The sequence below is a fragment of the Vibrio sp. G-C-1 genome (genome assembly GCF_021728015.1).
Taxonomy (GTDB): domain Bacteria; phylum Pseudomonadota; class Gammaproteobacteria; order Enterobacterales; family Vibrionaceae; genus Vibrio; species Vibrio splendidus.
The window spans coordinates 14,279-33,607 of record NZ_JAKKCR010000013.1; the positions used below are offsets into that span (position 1 = coordinate 14,279).

The following is a 19,329-nucleotide window of genomic DNA, read 5'->3' on the forward strand; positions in this document are numbered from 1 at the left end:
AATGGCTTTTCGTTGCGTGACTAGCGTGACTAGCGTGACTAGCGTATCTCGCGAACTTGGCTGTTTCTTGGTTTCAGCACGTCAAGAGCAAGGTTGATCATGATGAACAAACTGAAGTCATTATTATCTTGGGTTAAATCGGGATCTCCGTGGATCTGGCTTACGGGCGGGGCGGTGAGCATCAGTATGCTTTCTGTTCTTGGCCTAATGCTGTTGATTGGCTGGAAGGGTTTAACCTATTTTTGGCCTGCTCCTTTGTATCAATGGCAAGTCGACTCCAAAGACTTATCGTTAGTGGTTGATCTGGACGAAACCGTATCAAAACAAGATGTATTGATTGGCCAGTTGTATGAACGTAAATACATCCCGATAGAGCAAGTTCCACAAGTACACGACCTCTTGTCGCCTCAAAATTTGTCGACGGGACTAATTCAGCGCTTAAGTATCAAAGTCGCCAACAGAGAACTGTACCCTGCGGATTTTGTTTCCATTCTGGATGTCAATTTACGTGAACCAACAACGCCGCTTGATTGGATTGTGATTGAACGAAGTCGAGGTGGTTATTTCTTTGGTAAGCCTGTGGGTTTTAAAACCGCTTCTGGCACCTTTAATTCGAACATAGACCAAAAGCTCGAACAAGGCTTGGCGTTCGCTGATACGTTACGTAAAGAAACGTCGCGTGTTGTGAACCAAGAAATCCGCAATATCAGTTGGCAATTGGAAAATCTGCGCTTAGAAAAACGTAAGCTTGAACTCAATGAGTCAGTGAGCGATGAATACCTTAAAACCTATACTCAAACTAAACTGGAATTAAATAGCCAGTTAGCGGAAGCAGAAGTAAAGCTTGAGCATCTTAGAACACAGCTCAATGTTGAAAGCTTGTTGGTGGAAGATATGACAGGAGAGCAGGTTGAAATTTCGCTCAGTCATATCTTGGATTATTGGTACCCAAATAATATGTCTTATCTTGAAAAGGTTGGGCATTGGGGCAAACAAGTTTGGAAGTTCTTATCAGAGAACCCACGAGACTCAAACTCTGAAGGTGGGGTGTTTCCTGCCATTTTCGGCACTGTGCTGCTAGTTATTCTCATGTCGATCGTAGTGATGCCACTTGGTGTAGTTGCTGCGATATATCTTCATGAATATGCAAGAAACAACGCATTAACACGTTTGATTCGTATTGCCGTGATTAACTTAGCGGGTGTGCCGTCGATTGTGTATGGCGTATTCGGCTTAGGATTCTTTGTGTATACCATCGGTGGCTCAATCGATTCTTTGTTTTACGCAGAGCGATTACCCGCTCCGACATTTGGTACACCGGGCCTATTATGGTCTGCTCTGACCTTAGCGGTATTAACATTACCCGTTGTTATTGTAACTACGGAAGAGGGCTTAACGCGTATTCCTAGTTCGGTGAGGCACGGTTCATTAGCGCTTGGGGCTACTCAATTTGAGACGCTTTGGCGCATTGTTTTACCGATGGCAAGCCCTGCGATTATCACCGGTTTGATATTGGCAATCGCGAGAGCTGCGGGGGAAGTTGCCCCACTTATGCTGGTGGGTGTCGTGAAATTAGCATCAAGTTTGCCAGTGGATGGTCAGTTTCCATATCTACATTTAGAAAGAAAGTTCATGCATTTAGGCTTTCATATCTATGATGTTGGTTTTCAAACTTCTAATATCGAAGCAGCACGACCTTTAGTGTATGCGACTTCATTTTTACTGGTTACGGTGATTGTTGGCTTGAACTTAACCGCTATCAATATCCGTAATAACTTGCGTGAAAAATACCGAACCTTAGGACAAGATTAGATGTTCTCGATTAATGAAACCTTGGGTTACCAAGCACCACTTGATGTACACAACCTGAAGGATGAGCAAATTGCTATCTCGATTGAAGGGCTGAACCTTTATTATAAAGAGAGCCAAGCACTCGATGATATTTCAATGCAGATCCCTAAGGGGCAGGTGACCGCGTTTATCGGCCCATCAGGGTGTGGTAAGTCGACTCTTCTGCGCTGCATTAATCGCATGAACGATCTTGTTGAAGGCTGTAAGGTTTCCGGGAAAGTGAAGCTTCATGGCAAGAACGTGTATCACCCTAAAGTGGATGTTGCGACCTTAAGACGCCGTGTCGGCATGGTATTTCAGCGACCGAACCCTTTTCCTAAATCTATCTATGAGAATGTGGTTTATGGTTTGAGGCTACAAGGCGTGAGCAACAGTCGAGATCTGGATGATGCGGTTGAGCGCTCTCTGCGTGCAGCTGCGTTATGGGATGAAGTGAAAGACCGTTTGCATGAGAACGCCTTTGGTTTATCGGGTGGTCAACAGCAGCGTTTGGTTATCGCTCGTGCGGTTGCTATCGAACCTGAAGTGCTTTTATTAGATGAGCCGACCTCGGCACTCGATCCGATTTCTACTTTGACGATTGAAGAGTTGATCAATGAACTGAAGACCCAATACACCGTTGTGATTGTTACTCATAACATGCAGCAGGCAGCTCGCGTGAGTGACCACACCGCTTTTATCCATATGGGTAAGTTGATCGAGTACTCAGATACTGATTCTATTTTTACGTCTCCATTGAAAAATCAAACGGAAGACTACATTACTGGTAGATATGGCTAACCTCTACAGAGGCGTCATCTAGAGCTAAGTCACTCTACAAAAACGGCTTTATTCATTTCTTTTAAGGAGCTGACATGCATTTTGGTCGCCACATCTCAGGACAGTTTAATGTCGAATTGGAATCTATCCGTACACACGTATTAACCATGGGTGGATTGGTAGAGCAGCAGTTGTCCTTTGCGATGCAAGCTCTGCATAAAGATGACGCGGAACTGGCCAAGAAAGTGATTCGTGATGACCACAAAGTGAATGCGATGGAAGTTTCAATCGATGAAGCATGTACTCGTATTATTGCGAAGCGTCAGCCGACCGCAAAAGATCTGCGTTTGATTATGGCGATCATCAAAACCATTACCGACTTAGAACGTATTGGCGATGTTGCCTCTAAAATTGCTCAAGGCGCAATCGAGATCCCTTCGACCAAAGAGCAAAAATTTCATGTCTCATTAGAGCCTCTTTGTCGTCAGGCAATCACCATGCTTCACCAAGTATTAGATGCGTTTGCTCGTATGGATGTCGATGCTGCGGCAGAAGTTCACAAACTTGATGATAAGTTGGATGCGGAATACGAGGCAGTCATTCGTCAGTTAATGACGTATATGATGGAAGATCCTAAGAACATCCCAAATATTTTACAGGTGATGTGGTCAGCTCGTGCGATTGAGCGAGTGGGAGACCGTTGCCAAAATATCTGCGAATACATTATTTACTTTGTGAAGGGTAAAGATGTACGTCACCTAGGCGATCAAAGCCTTGATGACGCACTGAAGTAGGTAGAGCCTTTAAAAGCTAATAATGGCACCAAGATTGAAATTGACCGTCGTGTCGTAAGGCACAAAGGTTTTATTGTGATCAAAGATATTCATATCAACACCTGCACGTAGTCCAAGCATTGGTGTCGCTTGGTACACGTAGGCACCGCCTATGCTTAAACCATGTGTTGTCTTCTCTTCAACTTCGCCTGAGCGCGTTTTTGTACCGTCATAGCTTGCCACACCAATTTCAGCCTGAAAGCCTTGGTTTTGGTTTCTTCCAAACATGTTCTGGATACCAACGCGATACGCATCAACCGTTTCATCATATCGATCGCTGTCATACCAAATATGAGAGTAGCTTAGGTAAACGGCACCTAAACTGGCCACATCAGTAATACCCGCCTGAACTCCAAAGCCATGATAAGAGCCAATCTTTAGTTCTGGGGATAAATGAAGAGCACTTGCTGAAACGGAAGTGGAGAGGACAGAAAGTAAAAGCAGGGAAGTTTTTATCTTCATAAAAATACCTAAAGCAATTAGCCGTCCGTGGCTGCAATGAATTTTGATTTGAGAATTGTTCAAAAGTGAGTCAACTTTGATGAGGTGTTAAAACCCAGCAATTGACTGATTGTAAAAAGCCAGCTTAGACGCTGGCTTTTTCAATCTATTAGAAGCGGTAACCGACAGTCCATGAGAATGTTTCGTAATCTACGTCATCGTAGCTCGCGAATTCAAAGCGCATGTCAGTGTATAGGTGTGGTCCGAATTCAGCACGACCACCTAGGCCAACAACGAAGCTGGTATCGTTGTATGATTCAGTCCACTTCTTGTCTAGGATGCTAATTGAATTATCTTCACTTTGACGAGCTAGGCCCAGAACACCATAAGGTTTCAAAGAGAAGCCATCTAATTCAAATTTATAACCGATATCAGCATCAACTTGGAATTTGTAACCATCGATCTCGGCTTTTATACCTTCAACGTTTTCGTCGTCACTATTCGTTGCGTAAGAAACATTGATACCTACGATACGGTTAAATTCATAACCATATTCAAGTTTGATACCGTTACCCCAATCAACTGTGTCATCGGTTAGCCAGTCGTCTACCTGAGTTTGGTTGTAACCAATACCCACACGGTGTTGGCTGTCAAAGTTGTTTGCAAGAACTGGAACAGAAAGTAGTGAAGCTGAAATTAGGGTAGTAAGTGCAATTTTCATATTAGTCTCTATTTAGGGTTAACTTAACTGCACGATCCTTCGTAGTTCAGTATCCGTTTTGATAGGGCTAATATTAAACAGTGTTTTATTTTTCGGCTAAGTAGATATTGGTATCTCTATAATAAGCATTACTTATTAACCTGAGTTGATAGTGCTTTTTGTATTAACTCAAATAGCCAATTGGTAATAGGGGAGTTTCTGTTTTTAATATGTAAATGGCAGTAAACAGGAGTTTTGGGAGGCTCGCCATCTATCACAACATCGATTCCGCGTAGGGTTGGGTAATTATCAACGAGGAAAAGATTCGAGTGTGGCATGTACATATCTGTGTGTTGAATGACATCAATGACCGCCATAATTAGCTCACTACGGAAACCAACATTATGTTCAACGGAGAGATCAGTTAGGATATCCGATGCCAAACTATGGTTGTCGTTCCAACCGGGTGTGACTAATGAAGCGATATCGTAGCCTGCCACATCGTAAGGTGTAACGATTTCTTGCTTTAAAGGGTGGTCTTTTCTTACAAAAATACGCCCTGTTAGTTCAATTAACTTTTTCGTATAAACTTCTTTACTCGTTTTACTGCCAAGGTAACTGATCCCCATCAACACCTCACCTTTCTGAATGTCAGAAACTGAAGCATTGGTCCAAGAGACTAATTCTAGATTCGCATTCGGTGCTTGCTCTCTTATCATTTTAAATAAAGAACCAGATAAACAAGATAGCACGATAGGTGATAGCGCTATTTTGAGTGTGTAATCGATCTCTTTTGGATCAAAAGTGTTTGATGTATTGATCGCGACAGATAGACCGTCCATGAACGGCTTTATTTCATTGGTGAGTTGTTCTGAGAAAGCGGTAGGCTGCAAACCGCCATGAACTTTAACGAAAAGGTCATCGTTGAAGTGGTGTCTTAGCTTTTGCAGGGCTTGGCTAACCGCTGGCTGAGAAACGAATAAACGCTCCGCAGCCTTTCTGGTGTTTTGTTCTTGATAAACAATCAGAAATGTTCGTAACAGGTTTAAATCAAGAGAGCTGAATAAGTCTTTAGCCATATCTATCCATGAAAATTTTCTGCGCTATTAAATCTAATATACGTCAGTCAGTTAGATTAGTCAGCGAGGTTCTCTGGATTTGTGTTAGCGACTATTGCCCTAAGCGATGAGAGCGGCTCTCACACTGGATATCTTGCTAGCATCAGTTACTGGTATCTGATAATCATCAATATCATCACTGCCCATTTGAGCGCTTGAGTTGCTTTCCATTAGACTCGGTCTTGTCGATTTACCTGAAAGGTGAAGTGCAGGTACTTGGGTGGTACTTTGAATCATCTTAGCATTCGTTGCATTGACGCCAGCGCCAGCCATGATATCGATTCTGCCATCGGCTTGTTTGACCATATCTGCGAGCACATTGATGCCTTGCTCAGCATTAACAGCGAGCCCTGATGTCAGGATTCTTTCACATCCAAGTGTGATGACCTGTTCTAATGCTGTTTGGTAATCAGAGCTTTGATCAATGGCTCTATGGAACGTAATTCCAAGCTTCAATGAGTGCGCTTTGTCAGCCAGTTGCTGCATTTTTGGCATATCAATACTTCCGTTCGACGCTAACACACCAAGTACGACTCCATCCAACCCAGAACTTGCACAAGCTTCAATATCTTCAAGCATACAGAGCATATCGTCATCATCGAAAATGAAGTCGCCTTGTCTTGGTCGTATCATCGCGTAGACAGGAACGGACGAAATTTTTGCCGCTTGCTTCATCATTCCGAAGCTTGGAGTTAACCCGCCAAGTGCCAATGAAGAGCAAAGCTCAATTCGATTCGCGCCACCAGATAGTGCGTTATGTAGAGATTCTAAGTTATCGATACAGACTTCAATTTCGGTGTTCATCATATTTATCCGTTCAAAAGATACTGATGAAATCATAGCAATCTAGATACGGATATGAATAGGTGGTCGCAGAGGAAAATAGGGGTAAAGTTTGTTTTTGTAATTACCTCTATTAAATGTTGCAGAGGGAGCTTTGGGGAAATGAAAGGCCGTCGAATAGATATGAAAAAAGCCCGAAGCGTTAACTTCGGGCTTTTAATAGGACTTTACTTCTTAACTGATTGGCGGTGCGCTTTGCGCTATTAGCTTATGCTTTATTTCTCTTTATAGAGAGTCTTCCAACCATTAACCTGAGTTGAGTTCAGGCTTAAGAGGTAATTACTTGCTTAGGTCGTCAGCGTGCTCAGATAGGAACGCAGCAACACCTGTTGGTGATGCGTCCATACCTGCTTTGCCTTCTTCCCATTGTGCAGGACAAACTTCACCGTTCTTCTCGTGGAAGTTTAGTGCGTCTACCATGCGTAGCATTTCGTCGATGTTACGACCTAGTGGAAGATCGTTAACTACTTGGTGACGTACAAGGCCGTCAGCGTCGATTAGGAAAGAACCACGGAAAGCAACGCCTGCTTCTGGGTGCTCAACATCGTATGCTTTGCAGATCTCGTGCTTAACGTCAGCAATTAGAGGGTACTTAACTTGACCGATACCGCCATCAGCGATAGCAGTGTTACGCCATGCGTTGTGAGAGAATTGAGAATCGATTGAAACACCGATTACTTCAACGCCTTTAGCTTGGAAATCTTCTAGACGGTTGTCGAAAGCGATTAGCTCTGAAGGACAAACGAAAGTGAAGTCTAGTGGGTAGAAGAAAACTACAGCTTTCTTACCTTTAGTGAATTCTGCGAAGTTGAAGTTATCAACGATCTCACCGTTACCTAGAACAGCTGCTGCAGTAAAGTCAGGGGCTTGACGACCTACTAGTACCATTTGGAATCTCCTAAAAAATTAGTTGGCCCAACACATCTTTGTTTGGGCTCCGTTTCTACGGGACAAACTATAGTACAATCGGTACTATAGAAAAAAGCGAATTAAATAGATTAAGTTAATCGAAAAAAGCGATGAGCTTAATCTTTGCCCAGTCCTTAGGTCTACTGACCTTTACGTAACTTATCCTACTCATATTACAAAGTAATTTCATGAATAAATGGCCAAGTCTAAAGCAGCTTCATTATCTTGTTACCCTTCACGAAACCCGTCACTTTAGCGACGCTGCGGATCGCTGTTTCGTCAGTCAATCTACGCTAAGCAAAGGCATTCAAAACCTCGAAGAGCTGATTGGTTGTCCTCTTTATGAGAAGAAAGATAAAAAGAGCCCATTGGTTTTCACTCAAGCGGGTGAGCTGGTGGTTAAGCACGGTCGAGAGCTATTGGCGAAAGGGCAAGATCTTGTCGAACTTGGAAATCTATGTAATGGAGACGCGATGCAAGGGCAGCTAAGAGTCGGGTGTATCCCTACCATTGCGCCATTCCTTCTGTGTGATTTGGTTCAAGAAGCCAATCATCGTTTTCCTCAGTTGAACTTACTGTTACGTGAAGACACGACGACTAACTTATTGGCTGCATTACGTCATGGTGAGTTAGATGTGTTGATTCTGGCTCTGCCTGTCGATATCGACAACATGGAGAGTAAAGTTGTTGGACAAGACCCGTTCAGAATGGTGATCAGTCGTAATCAAGCCGATGGCATTCGTGTTCCGATTAAATACGATGACTTGCCAGATGAGTCTGTATTTTTGCTGGAGAACGAGCACTGCTTAACCGAGCACGCGGTATCAGCTTGTAAGTTAACCGACAAAGAGAAGATAAATCCGTTCACAGCCACAAGCCTCCACACATTGGTGCAAATGGTAGCAAATGGTTTAGGAACCACCTTTATTCCGCAGATGGCCATCGATCATGGTTTATTGGAAAACCAAAACCTAGTGGTGATTGATCCTCCAGGCCAACAGGCATACCGAGATATTGGTCTTGTGTGGCGACCAAGTTCATCTCGTCTAGAGACATTCCATCAGTTAGCGGATGTGGTGTCTGAGTTGTTGTAAGAGTGGCTATCTATAAATATTCATTTTTTTATTAATTATTATTTTTAAATTGTTTTTATTTGGTACATTCCTTTGTAAATGAAAATCTTTCTAGTAACTGTGTTGAGCGTCCTATTTGAAGTTCTGCACCACAATAAGATTCACTATGTTGAGTTTTCAAAGTATCAAGATCTGAGTAGTATGTAAAACAAGGATAAAGGGTTACGATAATTGCTAGTATAAAAAAAAACATAGATATCTTGTCTGAAAAACCTTCGCTTATACTCCCCCCCAAAAAATTGTAATAGAAAAAATAAGGTGAAAGAAATGCAGAGCAGTAAACTGTAATTGAGAATGAAGCTGTTGACAAAAAATACACATCTTCATTATCTTCCATGATGTTGGGCCAGAAATAAATTGCGTAACACATACATAGAGTAAAAAACAAAAACATAATATTCATCTTTATTGTACTTTTATTTTCTTTTTCCATTTCTTATTCTCGGTTTGTATTTATGATAAAAAGAACATAGCCCTATACAGTAAGGGCCATGTTATTTATTAATCTAAAGTAACTTTATTTTATAACCTTAGTTTAGGTCAGCACTTGATGACTGTTCACTTGGATTACTTGCCCCATCGGTGCTTCCGCTGCTTGCTCATCGTTCTTTGGATAATATAAGTTACTGTAATCGTCTCTGCGCTATTTTCGTAGTATTAACAAGTCAAATTCATCACGCCACGAAACCTTCACCAGGTAGCGGATTTGGTCTCTAAGTTGCTATCAGAAAAGGTCTTAGTTATAGATGTATTCATCCTACCTTGTATAAAGGCAACGTAAGGTTCGTACTTAACTATTTTTTGTAAACTGGTGGTATTTTAATACGGCATATAAACATTTTAATGCAATAAAGCTAAGCATTATGTTTAAAGGCTCCATTGGCATATCATAAAAAAATCCAATTCCAATGTCCAGCAGTGGGGTTAGCGCTAAAATAATTGCATAGAATCGATTGATGGAACTATTTACATAATAAGATGATAATAATATAACTATAGTTTTTACTAATTCGGTAGCTAAAGGAATTAAAGAATCTCCCCCTGATATTATTAGGCTCATACCTATGAAAAATAACATAAATAAACTATAAAATTTTAATAATCTACTAGATAACCTGATTGTTTTTATTGAATCCATTCTTTTTACTATAGGTTTATATAACCTATAATATTTGATGATATTTTTATTCATTACACATTTCTTCAGTGATGGCGAATTTTTCAAATATGCCACGCGAGCTTTTTAATTCTAGTTCTGGGCCGCAGTATATATGAGTTGGGCTGTTTATTTTATAATCTTCCATTTTAAAGTAATATAGAAGAGAAAGAATGAACGATATAGAAAGTAAAACATATGAAGTTTTATTTTTCATTCTAATATGATCTTTCTTTGTTTTAAATATTAATTTTAATTGAACTATACTTATGAAAAAAGCCCAAAAGAAAGCAGGAGTAAGTAGTATTGATAAGAGATATATTTTATCGGTTCTATAAGAGCCGAGTGGGAAGTATAATATAGGGTAAGAACTGATTAATAATATAATCGTAAACCTAATAGCTTGTTTGTGCTTGCGTAGTTTCATATCTTTTCCTGTGTTCATTCTGCTGCAGCACTGTTTAAGTGCTAGTAAGTGATTTAAATTTTCATTTTTTAATTTTATTTAACCTAATTTTTATCGGAAGTTATGACCTGCTGTAAATATTATTCAACCTCGATAATTTATTCGATAGATAAACCTGAATTTTCTAGTTGTATGGATTTCTAGGTCTTGTGAAATAGTACTTTACGAGTTTATATGACATATAAGTTATGAATGCGATGATACTATAAGTGATAGTAAAACCAAATACAGATTTAAATATATAGAATAGGCTGCTATTTTTACTTCCGAGTATGATTTTTTTGCCATCTTTAATAGTTAAAATATTATATTTCTCATTTTTAATTAATTCAAAATCAAATCCATGAATTGATAAGTTGCTATCTATCTCTAGTTTATAATAATAAGTTTTAGACCCTTTAGTATGAACTTGAACATGATCAAGGCTTACGACTCTGGCTTGCTTTTCTATACCGGACACCCAAAATTGGTAGGTATCTACTGCAAGTCCATAAACTAAAAAAGATAGGAAACTATAGCTAAAGATAACAAGAGAAAACTTAAAAAATGGAAATGATTTATTCATAAACCGTTACCACATTTTTCTTTTGAAAGCGCAAACTTTTCTAAAAGCCCCACAGAACTTCTCAGTTTCATTTTCATTATTGAGCCACAATATATGTGGCTAGTGCTACTTTCCTTGTAATCTTCAACTTTTAAGTAATAAAAAGTAGATAGTGATATAGCGATAATAAAATAAGTACCGAGACGATGATTTTCAGATTGATGCTTATCGTCTCTATTTTTTATTATTAGTACTAGCTGTACGATAGTGTATGTTAATAAAAAAAATGCAATGAATGAACTAATTACAGTAACAAAGTAAATTCTATCTGAATCATACTCTCCAGAAGGGAAGTATATGAATGGGTAACTGCATACAGTGATGATTACTAGGCATATTATTGAATATTTATAGTTTGATACTTTCATTTGTACTCTCAAGAACCGTAACTTTTTGGGCGCCTCATAATGAGATGCCAGTATATTCTCCGAAACATTAAGTGGACCAAATGAATGGTCGTCAATTGCTTTTATATAAGTTTCCAACACTCCGGAAGAAGTAGCTACATTCTCTACTGTGAATGTAACAACAGTGATACAAGCAATGACAGGAGCTGAATTCGTTATAACCTCTGCATCAAGCCTATTGATAAATATGATTTTTTCACTTTATTACGGAGGTGGTTGTATATGGCGGGTAATATAAACTTCATCAATATATTATTCAACTAGTTTTATATTTAATATGGTGTGCGGATTGGTTGTTTATTGTAATGAGTTACGGGGTAAGCGGCAGTGCATTTCTATCGATTAAAGTTACCTAATATTGAGCCTCATAGTTTTATGAGGCTCTTTCTACTTTATCTATAGCGTTAGATTTTGAAAAAGCTCAGTAAGTCTTTTTGTTTCACTGCTAATGAAGACAGCTCTTCACTCGCTTGCTTGCTTTGTTCGATTCCTGAAACATTTTGGTGAACGATATCAAAGGTCAAAGAAACATTTTGTGAAATATCCTGTGTTACTCCTGATTGCTCTTCAGATGCTGTTGCTACTTGTGTATTCATATCTGAAATCAGGCCAACAGACTCCGTTATTGATGCGAATGCCGTTCTAAGCTGTTCGCTGTAATGACGCGACTCGACGGCTAACGACAGGTTAGATTGCATGAACTGGTTGGCATCTTTTGCTTGTGCTTGAAGTCGAGAGATTATCTCTTGAATATCGACAGTTGATTGTTGCGTTTTAGCGGCCAGAGAACGAACTTCATCAGCAACGACAGCAAAACCACGCCCTTGCTCACCAGCTCGTGCGGCCTCAATGGCTGCGTTGAGTGCTAGCAAGTTCGTTTGTTCAGAGATGGAGTTGATCACTTCAATAACAGTACCGATCTCTACCGAGTACTCTTGCAGTTGATTGACGATATTTGATGTCTCTTCGATTGAGTCTTCAACCTTGCGAGATATATCATCTGAGGCATCGAGTGAAACGCCGCCCTTTTTAACATTGGAAGTTGCACCAGTTGCCGCGTTCTCAGCACTAGCTGCATTATGGCTAACCTCATTCGCAGTACTAGAAAGCTCATTGATGGCCGTTGCTATTTGCTCCATTTGGCTCAGTTCTTGTTGAGCGTTCCCTTCTGTTTGACTCATCACGGCCGTTAACTCGACTGAAGCCGCTGAAACATTGTCTGAAATTTGGTGGAAGCCATCGATGATACGACGTAGTTCTTGACGCATCTCTAAAATGTTTGCGTATATACCCGTTTCTTTGCCTGTTATTGGAATCTGTTTTGAAAGGTCACCGGAAGCGACTTCCTCTACAATTGCTTGAATGTCGCTAGGCTCTCCCCCTACGACTTTCCAGACGCTACGATAAATCGAGATGGCAATGCCAAGGGCAATCGCGATAACAATAATTGAAAGCACACCTAAGATAAATTGAGCGTTTGAAAATCGTTCAACCATGCTTGGTCCGACAGAGTCTTGTTTTGACTTGGTAGAGAGCTTTATTTCTTCAATTGTTTTCGCCGCATTGCTACCAGCAATATCAAGGGTTCCAGAAACGATGTTGTTTCGTTCCTTTATCGTGTTAACAACTTCTGAAAAAGTGACTCGGTAGGTTTTAAAGGCATTATTAAAATCAGCTAAGTAACGAATTTGCTCGGCTGACATCAATTGAGATTCTATGGTTTCTACGAGAAATGTGGCGGATGCAAACTCTTTTTGAGCTCGTTGAGCATCTTCTATTTTGTTGCTAGTCAAAAATTTAGAAGCATACAATCGTGATAACAACACATGTTGTTGAAGTTGCCCTGAACTGACAGCAACTTCTAAATCTTCTTCAGCAGAAGCTTGCATCATCAAGTTAGTCACTGCTTGTCGCATCTTAAGACCTGATGGATCCAAGTTTTCTTTAACTAAGTTGTTCCTAGTATTGACCAGTTGTACAACCTGGTTAAAGCCTTGGCTGTATTGTTTAAGCTGCTTCTCTATCGCTAAAAACTCATTTTTATGTAGGTCGTCGATATGAGCGTCCAATACTTCGTCAATCAATTGAATTGATGTTGTGATGCGCTTATTGAGCTCCGAAGCATGCGATGCAACAGGGTTCTTTATATATTTTAATGCAGATAAACGAGCTTCCAATATGTTGGCTTGGATTCGGCCAGTGGATACACTGGTTAATGCAAGAGAACGATAGGTATTAAACCCATGACTAGATTGATAAAAGCGCAATGAAGCAACGACTGAAATAACCAAAATTAGCGCAAGAATCACGCCAAAACCCAAGGACAGCAATTTCTTTAAACTCATAAGTATCATTCCCAGAAAGGCAGTTTGTTTTTATTGTTAACAAATTTTTACATTATCCAAACGATAGATATATCAATAAATCTAATTAGAGTCTTACATTCTCATATGTAAGAACAATAAGTGAGGTCGGTTTATTGAGAGGCCTGAACTTTGGAACTGGTCTCTAAGAAGAAATGAGGGCTGTAGTGAGTTTCATAGTGAATATGTGATAGTTGGACATGTAAAGAGCCTTGGGTTGAAAGGCTCTAGGGGGGATAGTGGATAGCACAACGCTGGTTAACTTTCGACTTCTTCTGGCTCGACTTCTTCCTGTAGCTCTAATAAGTTAATCGCTATCGTGACAAAGTCGCTGTCTGTGATAATGCCTATTAGTTCGTGGTTTTCTACGACAGGTAAACAGCCCACTTTGTGTTTCTGCATATAGATAGCTGACTCTTTTAAACCCGCACGCGGCTCTACTGACATAACACTTTTGTGCATGATGTCGTTGAGGGGAGTAGCAAGAGTAAAAGATTGAGCTTGTGGGATGTTTTGTAGGCTGGATTCTTGAGCGGCTAGAACGTCTCGCTGTGTGACGACGCCAAGTAGTTGCCTGTCGGAATCAACGACCGGAATATGGCGGATATCAAGCGCTTCCATCATGTGCTTAGCATCGGCCAGTGAGTGTGAGCGCAATAGGGTATGAGGGTTGCGAGTCATCATATCTTCAACCTTGATCATACGAACCTCCTTCTTTTTTATTTGTTGCTATTACTATAGTTTTTTATCCAAAAAATAACTGAGATCTGACGCATTCTTGGGTGAGTTTTATGCAACTAATTCTTTATTTTGAGGTGGTGAATCAGTAGCATTATTTTACGCCTCTTTACAATAATCCAGTGCTGTAAACCTTGCTATTGCGGCTCGTGTGCCTATACTAGCCCACTGCGAAATTTTTAGTCGTGTTTGTGATGTGTTTCTGGTAACGATTGACTTACCGTAACGATTGATTTGCAACCATGATTTATTATTCGTCAACAGCACAAATCTCATCAACTAAGACAAGACTACAAACATGCAAGTTTCAGATTTTCACTTTGACCTACCAGATGAACTCATTGCTCGCTACCCTCAAGAGGAGCGCACAGCAAGCCGCCTGCTTAAATTGGATGGCAACAGCGGTAACCTAGCTGATGGTTCGTTTAAAGACGTTTTAGACTTGGTTGAGCCCGGCGATCTTGTTGTTTTTAATAACACTCGCGTGATTCCTGCTCGTGTATTCGGTCGCAAGGCATCAGGCGGTAAGCTTGAAGTGCTAGTGGAGCGTATGCTCGATGAGAAAAGCATTCTTGCGCATGTTCGTTGTTCTAAATCACCTAAGCCGGGCACGAAGTTGTTCCTTGGTGAGAACGATGAGTATGAAGCTGAAATGGTGGCGCGTCACGATGCGTTGTTTGAAATCCATTTCACTTCCGATCAAAGCGTTCTAGAGATTCTTAACAGTGTTGGTCACATGCCACTGCCTCCTTACATCGATCGTCCTGATGAAGATGCAGATAAAGAGCGCTACCAGACTGTCTATAATGAAAAGCCGGGTGCGGTTGCAGCGCCAACAGCAGGCCTTCACTTTGATGACAAGCTAATGGCTGGCATGAAAGAAAAAGGTGTCGAGTTTGCTTACGTGACGCTTCACGTTGGTGCTGGCACGTTCCAGCCGGTAAAAGTAGATAATATTAACGATCACCACATGCACGCAGAGTACGTTGAAGTACCGCAAGAAGTGGTTGATGCCGTTGCAGCAGCAAAAGCTCGCGGCGGACGTATTATCGCTGTCGGTACAACCTCTGTGCGTTCACTAGAAAGTGCGGCTCAAGATGCATTGAGAAATGGCACTGAGTTAGTTCCTTTCTTTGGTGACACAGAAATCTTTATCTTCCCTGGTTATGAATACCAGTTGGTGGATTGCTTGATTACCAATTTCCACTTACCAGAATCAACATTGATCATGTTGGTGAGTGCATTTGCTGGTTATGACAATGTGATGGGCGCATACGATCACGCAGTGAAGAGCGAATACCGTTTCTTCAGCTACGGTGATGCGATGTTCATCAATAAGAAAACGAGCTAATTTTAGCTGGTTATAAACGATATAAGCAGAATTTACGGGTGCTAGCAGTAAGCTAGGAGTCGGGCAGGGTGTCTGTCTAATCTCTCGCAAGGAATACGCGACCGCTCCTCATAGAACTCGCTAGATTGAACTTATGTTTAGCTTAAGGTTCTGAATTATCAGTCAGATTGTTTCTCTGGCATATTGGAGGCTTCGTGAAATTAAAATACGAACTTAAAAAAACAAACAGCGGCGCACGTCGTGGTCAACTTCAGTTTGAACGTGGTAGCGTTGAAACACCAGCATTCATGCCTGTAGGTACTTACGGTACGGTTAAAGGTATGACTCCTGAAGAAGTGAAAGACACAGGTGCTGAAATCTTGCTAGGTAATACGTTCCACCTATGGTTACGCCCTGGTCAAGAAATCATGAAACTGCACGGTGACTTGCACGATTTCATGAACTGGAAAGGACCTATCCTGACTGATTCAGGCGGTTTCCAAGTATTCAGTTTAGGTGCGACGCGTAAAATCACTGAAGAGGGTGTTCACTTCCGTAACCCTGTAAACGGTGACAAGATCTTTATGGACGCTGAAAAGTCGATGGAAATCCAAAAAGATCTAGGCTCAGACATCGTAATGATCTTTGACGAATGTACGCCTTACCCTGCGACGCATAAAGAAGCTAAAGACTCAATGGAGATGTCTCTTCGTTGGGCTCAGCGTTCACGCAATCACTTTGACAAGCAAGAAAACCCGAACTCACTATTCGGCATCGTTCAAGGTGGCGTATACGAAGACCTTCGTGACGTATCCGTTAAAGGCCTAACAGAAATTGGTTTTGACGGTTACGCTGTTGGCGGCCTAGCAGTAGGCGAACCAAAAGAAGACATGCACCGTATTCTTGAGCACACATGTCCTCAACTGCCGGAAGATAAGCCACGTTACCTAATGGGCGTAGGCAAACCTGAAGACTTAGTTGAAGGTGTTCGTCGCGGTATCGACATGTTTGACTGTGTAATGCCAACGCGAAATGCACGTAATGGCCACCTGTTTGTCACTGAAGGTGTGATCAAGATCCGTAATGCGAAGCATAAAACGGATACAACACCACTAGATTCAGATTGTGACTGTTACACTTGTAAGAACTACAGCAAGTCGTACTTGCATCATTTGGATCGTTGTAACGAAATCCTAGGTGCTCGACTGAACACGATTCATAACCTGCGTTTCTACCAACGAATTATGTCAGACATTCGTCAATCTATTGATGAAGACCGTTTTGAAGAGTTCGTTGCTGAGTTCTACGCAAGAATGGGGCGTGAAGTGCCACCGTTAGGTAAAGAATCTTAGTATTTCTTTTTTTGCGAGCCCCATCTCTCTTCCGAGAGTTGGGGCTTGAAAATAAAGGGATACAACCCAATTAGACAAACAATTACCAAAATATAATAGAGGATGTTTTTAATGTTTATTTCTCAAGCTCACGCAGCAGTAGAAGGTGCACCAGCAGGCGGCGGTTTCGAAATGCTTATCATGCTAGGTATGTTCGCTGTGATCTTCTACTTCATGATCTACCGTCCACAAGCTAAGCGCGTAAAAGAGCATAAGAGCCTTATGTCTTCTATGGGCAAAGGCGATGAAGTTCTAACAAGCGGCGGTCTAATCGGTAAGATTACTAAGATTGCAGAAGACAGCGACTACGTTGCTATCGAACTGAACGCAAACAACGAAGTCGTTATCAAGAAAGACTTCGTTACAGCAGTGCTACCAAAAGGTACTCTGAAATCACTATAAACAGCTAGAGGATCCTCGCTGTGCTAAACCGTTATCCGTTATGGAAGTATTTGATGGTGGTGTTTGCCATCGCTATCGCCGCGTTGTACGCACTTCCGAATATATACGGTGAAGATCCGGCAGTTCAAGTTACAGGGGCGCGTGGCGCCTCTGTAGATCTGTCTACGCTGGATGCTGTCACCAATGCTCTGGAAGCAGAGAACCTTTCTACTAAATCCGTTGCTCTAGAAAACGGTTCCATTCTTGTTCGCTTTAACGATACAGATACGCAAATTAGTGCCCGTGATATCATCACAGAAGCACTAGGTGATGATGTTATCGTTGCTTTAAACCTTGCGGCTTCAACTCCTGATTGGCTTGAATCTATTGGTGCTGCACCAATGAAACTGGGTCTTGATCTACGTGGTGGTGTTCACTTCTTAATGGAAGTGGATATGGATGCTGCGATGCAAAAGCTAGTTGGCCAACAAGAAGAAGCCTTCCGTAGTGAACTTCGTGAAGAAAAAATTCGTTACCGTGCTATTCGCCCATCGGGTAAAGATGCAGTTGAAGTGATTCTACGTAACGAAGAGCAGCTTGCTGAAGCGAAATCGCTACTGCAATCTAAGCACCAAGATATGACGTTCGTAGATTCAGAATCTAATGGTCGTTTCTCTTTGGTTGCTCGTTTTACAGATGCTCGTCTTCAAGAAATCCGTAACTACGCAGTAGAGCAAAACATTACCATTCTACGTAACCGTGTTAACGAACTTGGTGTTGCTGAGCCTTTGGTTCAACGTCAAGGTGCTAGCCGTATCGTAGTGGAATTGCCTGGTGTTCAAGACACGGCGCGCGCTAAAGAAATTCTTGGTGCAACGGCGACACTTGAGTTCCGTGAAGTTGATAGTAGTGCTGACTTAGCCGCTGCCGCTTCTGGTCGTGCCCCTGCGGGTAGCGAAATCAAGCAAGACCGTGATGGTCGCCCTGTGGTACTTAAGAAGCGCGTTATTCTAGGCGGTTCAAGTATTACTGATGCAAGCTCAAGTGTTGATGAATATGGTCGTCCACAAGTTAACATCTCGCTAGATAGCGAAGGTGGTAGCAAGATGTCTACATTCTCTCGTCAGAATATCGGTAAGCTTATGGCTACGGTATTTGCAGAGTACAAAGACAGTGGTCGTAAAACACCTGAAGGTCGAGTGATCTTAAGTAAGCACGAAGAAGTGATTAACCAAGCGACGATTCAATCTGCGTTAGGTCGTAACTTCCGTATTACGGGTATTGACTCAACGGCTGAAGCTCATAACTTGGCACTTTTACTACGTGCTGGTGCATTGATTGCACCTATCTCGATTGTAGAAGAACGTACGATTGGTCCATCTATGGGTCAACAAAACATCGATATGGGTATCATGGCGATGGTTTGGGGTATGGCTGCAGTAATGTTGTTTACACTGCTTTACTACCGTACTTTCGGTTTGATTGCGAACGTTGCTCTGATGGCTAACTTGGTGTTGATTATCGGTGTGATGTCGATGATCCCGGGGGCTACTATGACTCTGCCAGGTATTGCCGGTATCGTATTGACGGTTGGTATGGCGGTCGATGCCAACGTACTTATCTTTGAGCGTATACGTGAAGAACTTCGAGATGGACGCAGTCCACAACAAGCGATTCACCAAGGTTATGCGAACGCATTTAGCACCATCGCCGATGCCAATATCACCACACTACTAACAGCAATCATTCTATTTGCTGTAGGTACAGGTGCAATTAAAGGCTTCGCGGTAACGCTGTCTATCGGTATCTTAACTTCAATGTTTACAGCTATTGTCGGAACACGTTGTATCGTGAACCTGATGTATGGCGGCAAACGCGTTAAGAAACTGTCGATCTAAGGCTAGGA

Annotated in this window: 18 protein-coding genes; 8 read left to right on the forward strand and 10 right to left on the reverse strand. The window is 41.5% G+C overall.

What is annotated here, in order from left to right; genetic code table 11:
• The first annotated feature begins 102 nt into the window (after positions 1-102).
• The 3 genes from pstA to phoU all read left to right on the forward strand — a co-directional run bounded on the left by pstA (position 103) and on the right by phoU (position 3,404).
• A complete protein-coding gene (pstA, locus tag L3V36_RS17925; RefSeq protein WP_017087861.1) occupies positions 103-1,812 on the forward strand; it encodes a phosphate ABC transporter permease PstA in 1,710 nt (569 codons plus the stop codon).
• The gene (gene pstB / locus L3V36_RS17930; RefSeq protein ID WP_004735071.1) at positions 1,813-2,631 is read left to right on the forward strand and encodes a phosphate ABC transporter ATP-binding protein PstB; all 819 of its coding nucleotides are present in this window, start codon (positions 1,813-1,815) and stop codon (positions 2,629-2,631) included. It begins immediately after the preceding gene.
• Between the two features lie 74 nt (positions 2,632-2,705).
• The gene (phoU, locus tag L3V36_RS17935; protein WP_004735072.1) at positions 2,706-3,404 is read left to right on the forward strand and encodes a phosphate signaling complex protein PhoU; all 699 of its coding nucleotides are present in this window, start codon (positions 2,706-2,708) and stop codon (positions 3,402-3,404) included.
• 9 nt (positions 3,405-3,413) lie between these two features.
• On the opposite strand, the gene L3V36_RS17940 is transcribed toward phoU, so the two are convergent.
• From L3V36_RS17940 to L3V36_RS17960, 5 genes are all read right to left on the reverse strand, one after another.
• Positions 3,414-3,905: a hypothetical protein gene (locus L3V36_RS17940; protein WP_065682643.1), complete on the reverse strand. Its 492-nt coding sequence runs from the start codon at positions 3,903-3,905 to the stop codon at positions 3,414-3,416.
• Positions 3,906-4,053: 148 nt separating this feature from the next.
• Positions 4,054-4,605: a porin family protein gene (locus L3V36_RS17945; RefSeq protein ID WP_004735074.1), complete on the reverse strand. Its 552-nt coding sequence runs from the start codon at positions 4,603-4,605 to the stop codon at positions 4,054-4,056.
• A gap of 128 nt (positions 4,606-4,733) precedes the next feature.
• Positions 4,734-5,663: a LysR family transcriptional regulator gene (locus L3V36_RS17950; RefSeq protein WP_017095414.1), complete on the reverse strand. Its 930-nt coding sequence runs from the start codon at positions 5,661-5,663 to the stop codon at positions 4,734-4,736.
• A 99-nt stretch (positions 5,664-5,762) separates the two neighbouring features.
• Entirely contained in the window at positions 5,763-6,506 is a 744-nt protein-coding gene (locus L3V36_RS17955) for a copper homeostasis protein CutC (RefSeq protein WP_017087865.1), read from the reverse strand.
• A gap of 318 nt (positions 6,507-6,824) precedes the next feature.
• Positions 6,825-7,433: a peroxiredoxin C gene (locus L3V36_RS17960; protein ID WP_004735077.1), complete on the reverse strand. Its 609-nt coding sequence runs from the start codon at positions 7,431-7,433 to the stop codon at positions 6,825-6,827.
• A 209-nt stretch (positions 7,434-7,642) separates the two neighbouring features.
• On the opposite strand from L3V36_RS17960, the gene L3V36_RS17965 reads away from it, so the two are divergent.
• Positions 7,643-8,548 carry a hydrogen peroxide-inducible genes activator gene (locus L3V36_RS17965; protein ID WP_004735078.1) on the forward strand — a complete coding sequence of 302 codons (906 nt, stop codon included), beginning with the start codon at positions 7,643-7,645 and terminating at the stop codon, positions 8,546-8,548.
• An 829-nt stretch (positions 8,549-9,377) separates the two neighbouring features.
• On the opposite strand, the gene L3V36_RS17970 is transcribed toward L3V36_RS17965, so the two are convergent.
• The 5 genes from L3V36_RS17970 to L3V36_RS17990 form a co-directional block, all read right to left on the reverse strand.
• Positions 9,378-9,779 (reverse strand): hypothetical protein, encoded by a 402-nt coding sequence (locus L3V36_RS17970; protein ID WP_017095413.1) that lies wholly within the window; start codon positions 9,777-9,779, stop codon positions 9,378-9,380.
• Positions 9,780-10,333: 554 nt separating this feature from the next.
• On the reverse strand, positions 10,334-10,774 hold the full coding sequence (locus L3V36_RS17975) for a hypothetical protein (RefSeq protein WP_102445226.1): 441 nt from the start codon (positions 10,772-10,774) through the stop codon (positions 10,334-10,336).
• The gene (locus L3V36_RS17980) at positions 10,771-11,181 is read right to left on the reverse strand and encodes a hypothetical protein (RefSeq protein ID WP_017084401.1); all 411 of its coding nucleotides are present in this window, start codon (positions 11,179-11,181) and stop codon (positions 10,771-10,773) included. Before L3V36_RS17980 ends, L3V36_RS17975 begins: the two co-directional genes overlap by 4 nt.
• Positions 11,182-11,624: 443 nt before the next feature.
• Positions 11,625-13,565 (reverse strand): methyl-accepting chemotaxis protein, encoded by a 1,941-nt coding sequence (locus L3V36_RS17985; protein ID WP_017095410.1) that lies wholly within the window; start codon positions 13,563-13,565, stop codon positions 11,625-11,627.
• A 276-nt stretch (positions 13,566-13,841) separates the two neighbouring features.
• Positions 13,842-14,285: a CBS domain-containing protein gene (locus L3V36_RS17990; protein WP_017095409.1), complete on the reverse strand. Its 444-nt coding sequence runs from the start codon at positions 14,283-14,285 to the stop codon at positions 13,842-13,844.
• 334 nt (positions 14,286-14,619) lie between these two features.
• On the opposite strand from L3V36_RS17990, the gene queA reads away from it, so the two are divergent.
• The 4 genes from queA (at position 14,620) to secD (ending at position 19,321) form a co-directional block, all read left to right on the forward strand.
• Positions 14,620-15,672, forward strand: a complete 1,053-nt coding sequence (gene queA, locus L3V36_RS17995) for a tRNA preQ1(34) S-adenosylmethionine ribosyltransferase-isomerase QueA (RefSeq protein WP_102447149.1) — start codon at positions 14,620-14,622, stop codon at positions 15,670-15,672.
• A gap of 194 nt (positions 15,673-15,866) precedes the next feature.
• Positions 15,867-17,003 carry a tRNA guanosine(34) transglycosylase Tgt gene (tgt, locus tag L3V36_RS18000; protein ID WP_004735086.1) on the forward strand — a complete coding sequence of 379 codons (1,137 nt, stop codon included), beginning with the start codon at positions 15,867-15,869 and terminating at the stop codon, positions 17,001-17,003.
• 111 nt (positions 17,004-17,114) lie between these two features.
• On the forward strand, positions 17,115-17,444 hold the full coding sequence (gene yajC, locus L3V36_RS18005; RefSeq protein ID WP_004735087.1) for a preprotein translocase subunit YajC: 330 nt from the start codon (positions 17,115-17,117) through the stop codon (positions 17,442-17,444).
• Positions 17,445-17,464: 20 nt separating this feature from the next.
• Positions 17,465-19,321: a protein translocase subunit SecD gene (secD, locus tag L3V36_RS18010; protein ID WP_004735088.1), complete on the forward strand. Its 1,857-nt coding sequence runs from the start codon at positions 17,465-17,467 to the stop codon at positions 19,319-19,321.
• Positions 19,322-19,329 lie beyond the last annotated feature (8 nt).

What these genes read in the sequence shown, in the direction of transcription:
- pstA (WP_017087861.1), top strand. Translation starts at nt 103, where the DNA reads ATGAACAAACTGAAGTCATTATTATCTTGGGTTAAATCGGGATCTCCG.
- L3V36_RS17975 (WP_102445226.1), bottom strand. Translation starts at nt 10,774, where the DNA reads ATGAATAAATCATTTCCATTTTTTAAGTTTTCTCTTGTTATCTTTAGC.
- L3V36_RS17945 (WP_004735074.1), bottom strand. Translation starts at nt 4,605, where the DNA reads ATGAAAATTGCACTTACTACCCTAATTTCAGCTTCACTACTTTCTGTT.
- L3V36_RS17960 (WP_004735077.1), bottom strand. Translation starts at nt 7,433, where the DNA reads ATGGTACTAGTAGGTCGTCAAGCCCCTGACTTTACTGCAGCAGCTGTT.
- phoU (WP_004735072.1), top strand. Translation starts at nt 2,706, where the DNA reads ATGCATTTTGGTCGCCACATCTCAGGACAGTTTAATGTCGAATTGGAA.
- pstB (WP_004735071.1), top strand. Translation starts at nt 1,813, where the DNA reads ATGTTCTCGATTAATGAAACCTTGGGTTACCAAGCACCACTTGATGTA.
- L3V36_RS17955 (WP_017087865.1), bottom strand. Translation starts at nt 6,506, where the DNA reads ATGAACACCGAAATTGAAGTCTGTATCGATAACTTAGAATCTCTACAT.
- L3V36_RS17970 (WP_017095413.1), bottom strand. Translation starts at nt 9,779, where the DNA reads ATGAATAAAAATATCATCAAATATTATAGGTTATATAAACCTATAGTA.
- L3V36_RS17950 (WP_017095414.1), bottom strand. Translation starts at nt 5,663, where the DNA reads ATGGCTAAAGACTTATTCAGCTCTCTTGATTTAAACCTGTTACGAACA.
- L3V36_RS17940 (WP_065682643.1), bottom strand. Translation starts at nt 3,905, where the DNA reads ATGAAGATAAAAACTTCCCTGCTTTTACTTTCTGTCCTCTCCACTTCC.
- L3V36_RS17965 (WP_004735078.1), top strand. Translation starts at nt 7,643, where the DNA reads ATGAATAAATGGCCAAGTCTAAAGCAGCTTCATTATCTTGTTACCCTT.
- L3V36_RS17990 (WP_017095409.1), bottom strand. Translation starts at nt 14,285, where the DNA reads ATGATCAAGGTTGAAGATATGATGACTCGCAACCCTCATACCCTATTG.
- L3V36_RS17985 (WP_017095410.1), bottom strand. Translation starts at nt 13,565, where the DNA reads ATGAGTTTAAAGAAATTGCTGTCCTTGGGTTTTGGCGTGATTCTTGCG.
- yajC (WP_004735087.1), top strand. Translation starts at nt 17,115, where the DNA reads ATGTTTATTTCTCAAGCTCACGCAGCAGTAGAAGGTGCACCAGCAGGC.
- L3V36_RS17980 (WP_017084401.1), bottom strand. Translation starts at nt 11,181, where the DNA reads ATGAAAGTATCAAACTATAAATATTCAATAATATGCCTAGTAATCATC.
- queA (WP_102447149.1), top strand. Translation starts at nt 14,620, where the DNA reads ATGCAAGTTTCAGATTTTCACTTTGACCTACCAGATGAACTCATTGCT.